This is a genomic window from Rhodoplanes sp. P11, from assembly GCF_964266735.1.
Taxonomy (GTDB): domain Bacteria; phylum Pseudomonadota; class Alphaproteobacteria; order Rhizobiales; family Xanthobacteraceae; genus Rhodoplanes; species Rhodoplanes serenus.
In genome coordinates, this window is sequence record NZ_CAXWGY010000016.1 from 279,860 (window position 1) to 290,944 (window position 11,085).

The window sequence follows — 11,085 nt, forward strand, 5'->3', positions numbered from 1 at the left end:
TCGCTGTGTTGGAACCGTCCGGACCGTCGCGTCGGGTTTGCCCGGTGGCCCGGACCGGCAGCGGCATCGTCTCGGCCCGCGGACCCGCAGGTCCGCGGTAGAAGGGTCCTAGAGATAGGGCTCGCAGTACTCCGGCGTGATCTTGTCGCGCTCGGTGATCTCGGCCATCAGCCGGCCCTCGTTGAGGGCGTAGATCTTGTCGGCGATGCCGCAGATCATCGGCAGGTTCTGCTCGACGATGACCAGAGCGGCGCTGCGACGGAGCTCGCGAAACACATCCTTGAGGTGCGTCACGATGCTCGGCGCCAACCCCTCGGTCGGCTCGTCCACCAGCAGCAGCTTGGGCCGCCCGAGAATGGCGCGGCCGATCATCAGCATCTGCCGCTCGCCACCCGACAGGTAGCCCGCCTTGCGATCCATCAGCACCTTGAGCTTCGGAAAGAAGGTCAGCACCGGGTCCCAGTCGTAGTCGCCGGAGGCGTAGCTGCCGAGCTCCAGGTTCTCCCGCACCGTCAGGTCCGAGAACACCTTCTTGTCCTGGGGAATGTACTTGATCCCCAGATTGGCGATCGTGTAGGCGGGCTGCCCCACGAGGTCGACGCCGTCCGACACGATGGTGCCGGACCGCGGGTGCAGGAATCCCGCGATGCTCTTGAGCAGGGTCGACTTGCCGGCGCCGTTGCGGCCGACGCAGCCGACGACCTGCTTGTCCAGGACGTCGATGCTGACGTCGAACAGCACCTTGGACTCGCCATAGGAGGCGTTCAGCCCGTTCACCACCAGGATGGGCTTGCTCATGACGCGACGGCCTCCGCCTGATCGGGCGTCGCGATCTGCCAGTAGCTGCGACGCACCTCGGGATGCCGCAGGCACTCCTGGCACGGCCCCTCGGCGATCACCCGGCCCTCGTGCATCACCGTGAGGCGTTGCAGGAAGTCCTGGACGTGGGAGATCTTGTGCTCGACGATCAGGATGGTCTGGCGCCCGACCCGCGCCTTGAGCACCTCGAGCAGCATCTTGATCTCGGATTCGGCGAGCCCCGCCAGCGGCTCGTCGAGCAGCAGCAGAGACGGATCGGCGAGGATCGACATGGCGATCTCGAGCCGCCGCTTCTCGCCGAGGCTCAGGTTCTTCACCAGGCGGTCCCGCACGTCGGCGAGATTGAAGGTCTCGAGGATCTCGACGATCTTCGGCTCGTTGCGGCGACTGCGGCAGGTGTTGAAGAAGAGTGCCGGAAGCGACGGCTTCTCGTGGGCGCGATACCAGGACAGCACCAAGTTGTCGATCACCGTCAGGGTGTCGAACGTGGCGGTGAGCTGGAACGTCCGCATCATACCGAGATCGACGCGCTGCTCGGGCGGCATGCGGGTGACGTCCTGGCCCTTGTAGAAGACCCGCCCCTCGTCGGGAATGTAGTAGCCGGTGAGCAGGTTGAAGAACGTTGTCTTGCCGGCGCCGTTCGACCCGATGATGCCGGCGACGTCGAACTCGTTCAGCACGAAGTTGACGTTGTTGACGGCAACGAGGCCCTTGAACCGCTTGGTGACGCCTTCCGCCCGGATGATCTCGGCGCGCGGATCGGTGTTCACGATGTCCCCCGTGTGTGGCCCCTCCGGCGTCCGGGGCATGCCGGCCGCCGGAGGAAGGTTGAAGGGGTGGCCGGCCCGGCCGGCCACCATCGGAGAGACGTACGCTCAGTAGCCGAGCGACTTCAGCGGCGGGAGAATCTGGTCGCCACCCATGGACCCTTCGACCGTGAACAGGTCCCAATCGCCCTTACGATCGGCGGGGCCTTTGCCCTTCACCAGGAAGGCGCCGTACTTGAACGCCGCCTGGTTGTCCTCGCGCCAGGAGCCCGGGCCCTTGACCGAGTCGAACTTGCCGCCGTCGGCCTTGAGGGCCGCCGCCACCTTGGCGGCGTCGAACGACTTGGACTGCTCGAAGCCACGGAACATCTCCATGTAGGCGATGTAGGCGATGGCCGCGTAGGCATCCGGCGGATAGCCGTACTTGTCTTGGAACAGCTTGGTGAATGCGGCCGCCTTCTCGGCGACACCGCTGTCGCCGAGGGCGGACAGGTCGTAGTAGAAGTAGTGCATCGCGTAGACGCCTTGCAGCGCCTCGGGCGGCAGGCCCTTCGCCACCACGTTGGTGATGAAGGCGTTGAAGATGGTCATGTCCTTGTTCAGGCCCATCTGGTGAGCCTGCTTGAGGAGCGCGACCGAGTCGGCGGCGAACTGCGCGGCGATGAACACGTCGGGCTTCGCGGCACGGACCTTCTGCAAGATCGTGGTGAAGTCGCTGGTGCCGAGCGAGGCCTCGTCGTAGCCGACGATCTCGGCGCCGTGCTCCTTGGCGGCCGCATAGACGCCGTCACGGATGTCCCAGCCCCACGAGTCGGACCGCGCGAGGAAGAAGATCTTCTTCTTGCCGAGCGTCTTCACCGCCTGGGTGCCGGCCGTGTAGCCGACCGTCCACGGGCTGTAGGCGGCCGCGAAGGTCGACGGCGCGATCTTGCCCTTCTGGAACGCCTCCTTGGCCATCACGCAGACGGGGAAATAGGCCATCGGCTCACGCGACACGATGGCGTTGATGGCGTAGGACAGCGGCGCCCAGGTCTGGCCGCCGACGCCCTTCACGCCTTCCGACATCATGTAGCGATAGCGGCGGACGCCGACATCGAGCTTGGCCTCGTCGTCGTCCACCATGCCTTCGACCTGGACCTTGCCCCACGGCATGTCCAGGCCGCCTTTCTTGTTGATCACGTCGACGGCGAGCAGCGCACCCTGCTTCTGGGTCTCGGCGACCGCCGCGAACGGACCCGTCAGGGGCAGCAGAATTCCGACCTTGACCTTGCTGGGACCCGAAGTCTGAGCCGGGGCGGGGCTGGTGGCGAGGACGCTACAAAGGGCAGAAAGTGCGAGCAGACCCCATAGCCTCTTCATGTCCGCTTTCCTCTCGATCTAGCGATGGGAGTGGGGAACAGCCAAGTAAAATCCGTGGTTATTCTGTCGAGACTGCAACACTCCGGAATGGTCCGCAATGCGGTAATCGGCGCGGCCCACGCTCCGGAGTTCGAAATGCGCAGGCCCGGCGCGCGCGCCTGCGGGAACGAAACGTCCGCCGGCGTCGTGACGCCGGCGGCTCGGGACGGACGAGACGCGACCGTGCGCGCCTCGTCCTTTCCACATCAGCGCAAGACCGACGGATGATGCATGCCGGGCCGCTCGTAGTTGCCGACGGCCTCTTCCATGTGCTCCATCAGCGTGAACACGATCGGGCCGTTCGGGCCGACCAGCACGTTCTCCTCGAGGCGCGTGGTCTGCTCGAGCTGTGGATGGCCCGCGAAGGTCTCGATCGCGAAGTACATGTTCTCCTTGATCTCGGCCGGCTGGCTGAGCGAGTAGGCGCGCGAGATCCACATGCCTTCGTACAGCGTGATGCCGATCGAGTGGGCGAACTGCTGGAGCGTCACCGTACCGTATGTGTCGTCGTCGTACTCGGGGAACTTGGCGGCGACGTCGGCGGTCGAATTGCCGGGCTTCAGCATCTCGATGCCGGCGTACATCGAGTCGTAGGTCTGCTTGTAGAGGTCGATCTCCTTCTGCGTCATCTTGGCGGCGCACTTGAAGCAGCGCACATAGTCGATGAAGTAGCCGGAGGGACCGACCGCGTTGATGTCGACGATGACGAGATCGCCCTGGCGGATGATCTTGTCGGTCGCCCACCGGCGGTACGGCGAGGTGTTGCCGCCCGACGCCACGATGATGTCGTAGATGATCTCGCAACCGAGCCTCAGCATCAGCTCGTGCACCTTGGCCTCGATCTGGCGCTCGGTGACGCCCGGCTTCAGCCATTCGTGCTTGATGTGCCACATGGCGGCGTCGCCGATGGTCGACGACTGCTTCAGCAGCTCGATCTCGTCGATCGTCTTGACGACGCGGGCTGCCGACATCGCCGGCCAGCCGTTGACGATGTTGATGTTGAACTTCCGGAAGGCGTCGAGCGACGGCATGTCGAGATTGTCGATGCCGACCTTCTCCTTCTCGACGCCGTACTCCTTCAGCACCTCGTAGATCGAGGCGACCATGCGCTCGGCCATGTAGGGAACGGCCGACTCGGCCCACTGCCAGGTCATGGCGGGGCGAATGTTGTCGCGCATCATCAGGCCGGGATCGTTCTGCGGATCGATCTTGCGCTCCTTGGCGCCGGCCGCGATGGCCGCCGAGCCCTTGAGGCCCTCGGCGATGTTACTGCCCCGGGTCTTGTGCATCCACGGCAGGTCGATGCGGGCGCACTGCATGTCGGAGCCGGCGGTCTCGAACAGGATCGGATCGCCGCCGCGCGGCAGCACCGCGTAACGGATGTTGATGTTGTACTTCCAGTTGCCCTGATACGAGCCGGTGATGTAGCGGATGTTGGCGCCCGCATAGAGCACGAGCGCGCCGAGATCGTGAATCTCCATCTGCTGGCGCGCGCGCTCGAGACGTTGACGACGGAGCCGCTCGTAATCGACTCGGTACTGCCAATCACAGCCCTGCGCCGGGTAGACACGGCGCGGGAGCTGATGATGCGGCTTTCCGAGAAAGGCGTGGTCGAGTTCATAGCTCATGGAGCAGCTCCTCGTTGGACCGACTTCGAGGTTTAGGCGAAGGACACGAAAGTGGACGGATGGACGAAGGAAGCCCGAACGCAAAGTGATCCGAGCGGTTTGAATTATAACCGTCGACTCCCCCGAGGGAAGCGAACGGCGATGTCATCCGTACGGTGCAGCCCTGCAAATTTGGACGACGAGGAGGACGCCGGCGGGTGCTTCGACAGGCGCGGGGCGGCGCCGTCGCGCCACGACCGGAGATGGCGGACGCCACGATTCGAGGCCGGGCTCCGGCAGCGATCGCGGAAAATTCCCACGCCGGCCGACACCGCTGCGCGGTCGTGTCGCCGCGACGGGCGTCTGGCGCCGCCCACCGAACACCGTTAAGGTTTTGTCGACGCGACAGGGGGTCGCGGATCGCGGGTCGTCTCTCGCGGCGCAGCAAGGAGCCGCCGCCGCGCGGCGACCCGACGACGAGAGAGCCGCCGACGGGAATTGCCGAGATGGTCCAGACTCGCACCGAGCGCACCGCTCGATCGAAGCGCAAGGTGGCGGCCACGCCGGCCCCGCCGCAGGACGAAGAGGCCCCCGCGGCGGCCCGGGCGTCCGCCCTGCGCGGCACGACCCCGCGCAGCACCTCGCCGCGCAACACCGCGCCGCGCAACACCGCGCCGCGCAACACCACGCCGCGCAGCACCACGCCGCGTGACGGCTCTACACGCGCCTCCGACGGGCGGGCGACAGACGGGCGCGCGACAGACGGGCGCGCGGCCAAGAGCAAGACCCGGACCTCGCGGCCGTCGTCGCTGTCCGAGCACGCCTATCAGCAGATCAAGGAGCTGATCCTCACCCTGTTCTTCCTGCCGGGGCAGTATCTCAACGAGGCGGCGATCTGCGATCTGCTCAAGCTCGGCCGCACCCCGGTGCATCAGGCGTTGCAGCTCTTGCAGGTGGAAGGGCTGGTCGAGGTGGTGCCGCGCAAGGGCGTCATCGTCCGCCCGGACTCGATCGGCGAGGTGGTGGAGATCCTCGATGCCCGCATCTTGGTCGAGGTCGAGCTGGTGCGGCGCGCGGTGATCAACGGGACGCGCGAGGACCTGCGCGAGCTCGCCGCGATCCTCGACAAGACCAACCGTCGGCACGGCGGCGGCTCGATGGATGCCTTCGTGGAGGCGGACCGAGCTTTTCATGTCAAGCTGGCGGACATGTCGCGCAACGCCATCCTGGCCGATTTCGTTCGCCTGATGCACGAGCGGTCGACGCGGTTCTGGTACCTGCATCTGTGGCAGACCATCGACCTCTACGCCGCCGCCCGCCAGCACCGCACCATCCTGGAGGCCGTGGAGGCCCGCGATCCGGAACGCGCCGCCCGCGCCATGCGCAAGCACATCGACAGCCTGCGCGAGCGTCTCCAGCATCTGGTCGGCACCGCCCCGGGCCGCGGTGGCCGGGCGCTCGCCGCCCCCACCGTCGCTCGCGGCCGGCGGACGGACGCCTGACCGGCCTGCGGCTGATCAACGCGCGCCTGACGAGTGCGCCCGACCGGGGTGGCGCCGACCCGCGCGGGGTCGATCGGCGGGCCGCCCCCGGGCGGCCCCTGCTGCGCCGCGGAGCGCTTGATGTGGCGGTGCAAAGCTGGTTGATACCAGCGGCGGCCCGCCGGCGGCCGCCTGGAGCCGCGCCGCCATGCAGGACCTGCCCTTCGATCAAACCCGTTTCCGCCGCACGCTCGGCCGGTTTCCGACCGGCGTCGCGGTGGTCACCGGCGCCGGCCCGGACGGCGCGCCGCTCGGCATCACGGTCAGCTCGTTCAACTCCGTGTCGCTCGATCCGCCGCTGATCCTGTTCAGCATCGCGCGGCGCGCCAACAGCTTCGCAGCCTGGCAGGCGGCCCGGCACTATGCCGTCAACGTGCTCGGCGAGGACCAGGAGTGGCTCTCCGACCGCTTCGCCCGTCCGGCCGCCGACAAGTGGGAAGGGGTGACGGTCACCGCCGGGCAGCACGGCATGCCGGTGCTGCCGGGCTGCCTCGCGGTTCTCGAATGCGAGGCGTATGCCCGCCACGACGGCGGCGATCACGAAATCTTCGTCGGCCGCGTGCTCGGCCTGACGGTGGACCGCGACGGCCCGCCGCGGCCGCCGCTGGTGTTCTTCGCCGGCCGCTACCGCAAGCTGATGCCCGATCCGGCGGCCCCGGAGGCGGCAGGCGATTCGCTGGCCCGACAGAACGGATGAACTCCAGTTCAGTGGACAGCGCCGTCCGCCGGCCGGGGCACGCTTGACAGGCCGCGGCCTTGACGGCATCGATGAGCGGCCTAGATCAAGGAGGTTCCGCGTGCCCGCGGCCGCAAGGCCGTGATGTTCGCGTACCCGCGACGGGAGAGACCGGCCCTGCCGGCGCCGAAGGAGCAACCGCCCCGGAAACTCTCAGGCAAAAGGACCGTCGGGGGTGACTGAATCTGGAAAGTGATCCGTCCCGCGCTGCGGCGCGTGCGGGTCCGCCGACGGGATAACACTCTCAGGCACGAAGACAGATGGGGCGCCGAGGCGAGCCGAGCTTGTCGGGAGGCGCCCGTGTCCGATCACGGCATTCCGCGTCCACTGGTCCGGCCCGAGCCGCGTCCGTCCTCCCGTGAGGGCGAACCGGCGATCCGTCACGGCCATTCCGCTTGCTTCGTCTCGCCCGTCGTCGTCACCCGTCCCGTCCACCCGCGACGGTCCGGCCCGTGACGGCCCAAGCCATGGTCAGGACCGCGCCCATGAACGCCCCCATCCGGATGCACAGCGACACCGCCGCCCTCCCGTCCGCCGCGCCCGCCGCAACCGCGTTCGCCGATCGCCATGTCGGCCCGGGCCCCGGCGATGTCGACGTCATGGTGGAGGCGGTCGGAGCCAAGAGCCTCGACGCGCTCCTCGACGACGTGATTCCGGCGTCGATCCGCGACCAGCGCCCGCTGTCGCTCGGTCCCGCCCTGTCGGAGACCGCCGCCCTCGCCCGTCTGCGCGAGATCGCGGCCCAGAACCAGGTGTTCGTCTCCCTCATCGGTCAGGGCTACCACGGCACCGTGCTGCCGCCGGTCATCCAGCGCAACGTGCTCGAGAACCCGGCCTGGTACACGGCCTACACGCCCTACCAGCCGGAGATCGCCCAGGGGCGCCTGGAAGCGCTGATGAACTTCCAGACCATGGTGACCGACCTCACCGGGCTCGACGTCGCCAATGCGTCGCTGCTCGACGAGGCGACCGCCGCCGCCGAGGCGATGACGCTGGCCCGCCGCGCCGCCATCTCCAAGGCGAACGCCTTCTTCGTCGACCGCGCCGTCCATCCGCAGACCCTCGCGGTGCTGAAGACCCGCGCCGAGCCGCTCGGCCTGTCGCTCGTCGTCGGCGATCCCGAGCACGACCTCGATCCGGCCGCGGTGTTCGGCGTGCTGGTGCAGTATCCCGACACGTACGGCGCGGTGCGCGACTGGCGCGGCCTCTCGGCCCGCGTTCACGGCGCCGGCGCCCTGCTGGTGTTCGCCGCCGATCCGCTCGCCCTCGCCCTGCTGGTGCCGCCCGGCGAGCTCGGCGCCGACATCGCCATCGGCTCGACCCAGCGCTTCGGCGTGCCGATGGGCTATGGCGGCCCGCACGCCGCCTACATGGCGGTGCGTGACAGCCTCAAGCGCACCATGCCGGGGCGCCTGGTCGGCCTGTCGGTCGACAGCCGCGGCGCCCCCGCCTACCGGCTCGCCCTCCAGACCCGCGAGCAGCACATCCGCCGCGAGAAGGCGACGTCCAACATCTGCACCGCCCAGGTGCTGCTCGCCGTCATCGCCGGCCTCTACGCGGTCTATCACGGCCCCGAGGGGCTCACGGCGATCGCCCGCCGGGTGCATCGCCACGCCGCCGTGCTGGCCGCCGGGCTGCGCCGCCTCGGCCTCGCGGTGCCCGACACCGCGGTGTTCGACACCGTCACGGTGGCGGTCGGCGACCGCCAGGGCGAGGTGCTGGCCCGCGCCCGCGCCGCTCGCATCAACCTCCGTCCGCTGGCGCCGGGCGCCTTCGCGCCGGAGGCCGCCATCGGCATCGCGCTCGACGAGACCACCGAGGAGGCGACCGTCGAGGCGGTGTGGCGCGCCTTCGGCGGCACGCTGCGCTACGGCGAGATCGCCGCCACGGTGGACGACCACCTGCCGCCGCGGCTCGCACGCAGCTCGCGCTTTCTCACCCATCCGGTCTTCCATCGCTACCGCTGCGAGACCGAGATGCTGCGCTACCTGCGCCGCCTCGCCGACCGCGACCTCGCCCTCGACCGCGCGATGATCCCGCTCGGCTCCTGCACCATGAAGCTCAACGCCACGGCCGAGATGATCCCGATCACCTGGCCGGAGTTCGCCAACCTGCATCCGTTCGCGCCGGCCGAACAGGCGAAGGGCTACCGGGTGCTGCTCGACGAGCTCGCCCGCATGCTGGTCGAGATCACCGGCTACGATGCCGTCTCGCTGCAACCGAACTCCGGCGCCCAGGGCGAGTATGCGGGCCTCTTGGCGATCCGTGGCTACCACGCGGCGCGCGGCGAGCCGCACCGCACCGTGTGCCTGATCCCCTCCTCGGCGCACGGCACCAACCCGGCCTCCGCCGCCATGGCGGGCATGAAGGTGGTGGTGGTCGGCTGCGACCGCGACGGCAACATCGATCTCGACGACCTGACCGCCAAGGCGACCGCGCATGCCGACACGCTCGCCTGCGCGATGATCACCTATCCGTCGACCCACGGCGTGTTCGAGGAGCACATCCGCGACATCTGCGATGTCGTCCACGCCCATGGCGGCCAGGTCTATCTCGACGGCGCCAACCTCAACGCCCAGGTGGCGCTGGCGCGCCCCGGCGCCTACGGGGCCGATGTCAGCCACATCAACCTGCACAAGACGTTCTGCATCCCGCATGGCGGCGGCGGGCCCGGCATGGGGCCGATCGGCGTCAAGGCGCATCTGGCGCCGTTCCTGCCCGGCCATCCGGCCCTCGACGGCGGCACCGCGCCGGCCGGGCCGGTATCGGCGGCGCCCTACGGCTCGGCGTCGATCCTGCCGATCTCCTACGCCTACATCCTGATGATGGGCGATGCCGGGCTGCGCCGCGCCACCGCGGTGGCGATCCTGTCGGCCAACTACATCGCCCGGCGGCTCGCGCCGCACTTCCCGGTGCTCTACAAGAACCACAACGGCCGCGTCGCCCACGAGTGCATCGTCGACCCGCGCGCCCTCAAGGACAGCACCGGCGTCACCGTCGACGACATCGCCAAGCGGCTGATCGACTACGGCTTCCACGCGCCCACCGTGTCGTTCCCGGTGGCCGGCACGCTGATGATCGAGCCGACCGAGTCGGAGTCGAAGCGCGAGCTCGACCGCTTCGTCGACGCCATGATCGCCATCCGCCACGAGATCGCCGCCGTCGAGGCGGGCCGGCTGACCATCGAGCAGTCGCCGCTGCGCCACGCGCCCCACACGGTGCACGACCTCGCCGACGACGCCTGGGACCGCGCCTATTCGCGCGCCGAGGCGGTGTTCCCCGAGGGGGTGTCGCGCACCGACAAGTACTTCGCCCCGGTCGGCCGGGTCGACAACGTTCACGGCGACCGCAATCTCGTGTGCTCCTGCCCGCCGGTGGAGAGCTATGCGGAGTGAGGCGGACGGCAGCGCCGCCCGGCTGATCGAGACGGCGTGGGCGGCCACGATGTGGCCGGCGATGATGTGACCGGCAATGATGTGACCGGCGGCGGCCGCCTTCACCCGATGGTGTCGATCCAGGCGGGCAGCTCGGCGAGGCCGGCGAGCCGACGAAAGCGCGGATGCGCCTCCGGCGGCGCCGCGCACTCGTGGCTCCAGGCGAGATCGTGCGGCACGAAGGCGGCCCAGGCGCCGGCCGCGAGCGCCGGCAGCACGTCGGAGCGCATCGAATCGCCCGCCATCACGGCCGCCTCGGGCGCCACCCCGTGCCGCTCGAACAGCCGGCGGAAGGTCGCCGCCGTCTTGTCGCTGACGATCTCGATGTCGGCGAAGCGATCGCCGAGGCCCGAGGCCGCGAGCTTGCTCTCCTGATGCAGCAGGTCGCCCTTGGTGACCAGCACCAGCCGGCCGCGCCGCGCCAGGGCGTCGAGCGTCGCCTCGACGCCGGGCAGCAGCTCGACCGGATGCGCCAGGATGGCCCGGCCGGCCGCCAGGATCTCGGCCACCATGCGGCTCGAGATCCGGTCACCACCGAGCGCCACGGCGGTCTCGATCATCGAGAGGGTGAAGCCCTTGGCGCCGTAGCCGTAGTGGCGCAGGTTGCGGGCCTCGACGGCGGCCAGCGTGGAGCGCGCCAGGCCGGCCTCGGCGAAGGGTTGCAGCATGCGCACCAGCGCCGCCTCGGCGGCCTCGAAGTGGCGCATGTTGTGCCACAGGGTATCGTCGGCATCGAGACAGATCAGACGGATCGGCATGGCGATCGCTCTAGCAGCGGATGCG

The 11,085-nt window shown here is 69.0% G+C and carries 8 protein-coding genes and 1 riboswitch; of the genes, 3 read left to right on the forward strand and 5 right to left on the reverse strand.

The features are described from left to right. Positions 1–108: 108 nt before the first annotated feature. The 4 genes from ACFQUV_RS13050 to ACFQUV_RS13065 all read right to left on the reverse strand — a co-directional run bounded on the left by ACFQUV_RS13050 (position 109) and on the right by ACFQUV_RS13065 (position 4,612). Positions 109–798 (reverse strand): ABC transporter ATP-binding protein, encoded by a 690-nt coding sequence (locus ACFQUV_RS13050; protein WP_111383760.1) that lies wholly within the window; start codon positions 796–798, stop codon positions 109–111. Next, positions 795–1,589: an ABC transporter ATP-binding protein gene (locus tag ACFQUV_RS13055; RefSeq protein ID WP_165364173.1), complete on the reverse strand. Its 795-nt coding sequence runs from the start codon at positions 1,587–1,589 to the stop codon at positions 795–797. The genes ACFQUV_RS13050 and ACFQUV_RS13055 overlap by 4 nt, the downstream gene beginning before the upstream one ends. 105 nt (positions 1,590–1,694) lie before the next feature. Then, on the reverse strand, positions 1,695–2,945 hold the full coding sequence (locus ACFQUV_RS13060) for an ABC transporter substrate-binding protein (RefSeq protein ID WP_129611500.1): 1,251 nt from the start codon (positions 2,943–2,945) through the stop codon (positions 1,695–1,697). 245 nt (positions 2,946–3,190) lie between these two features. Next, positions 3,191–4,612, reverse strand: a complete 1,422-nt coding sequence (locus tag ACFQUV_RS13065; protein WP_111383763.1) for a Xaa-Pro peptidase family protein — start codon at positions 4,610–4,612, stop codon at positions 3,191–3,193. A 485-nt stretch (positions 4,613–5,097) separates the two neighbouring features. Here ACFQUV_RS13065 and ACFQUV_RS13070 point away from each other — a divergent pair, with 485 nt between their 5' ends. The 3 genes from ACFQUV_RS13070 to gcvP all read left to right on the forward strand — a co-directional run bounded on the left by ACFQUV_RS13070 (position 5,098) and on the right by gcvP (position 10,263). After that, positions 5,098–6,093, forward strand: coding sequence for a GntR family transcriptional regulator (locus tag ACFQUV_RS13070; RefSeq protein WP_165364174.1), 996 nt, complete (start codon positions 5,098–5,100; stop codon positions 6,091–6,093). Between the two features lie 187 nt (positions 6,094–6,280). Then, positions 6,281–6,829, forward strand: a complete 549-nt coding sequence (locus ACFQUV_RS13075; RefSeq protein ID WP_129611502.1) for a flavin reductase family protein — start codon at positions 6,281–6,283, stop codon at positions 6,827–6,829. A gap of 131 nt (positions 6,830–6,960) precedes the next feature. Next, positions 6,961–7,047: riboswitch (glycine riboswitch) on the forward strand. Between the two features lie 324 nt (positions 7,048–7,371). Further along, positions 7,372–10,263, forward strand: a complete 2,892-nt coding sequence (gcvP, locus tag ACFQUV_RS13080; RefSeq protein WP_129611520.1) for an aminomethyl-transferring glycine dehydrogenase — start codon at positions 7,372–7,374, stop codon at positions 10,261–10,263. 101 nt (positions 10,264–10,364) lie between these two features. Here gcvP and ACFQUV_RS13085 read toward each other — a convergent pair whose 3' ends face one another. Next, positions 10,365–11,060 carry an HAD family hydrolase gene (locus tag ACFQUV_RS13085; protein WP_129611503.1) on the reverse strand — a complete coding sequence of 232 codons (696 nt, stop codon included), beginning with the start codon at positions 11,058–11,060 and terminating at the stop codon, positions 10,365–10,367. Positions 11,061–11,085 lie beyond the last annotated feature (25 nt).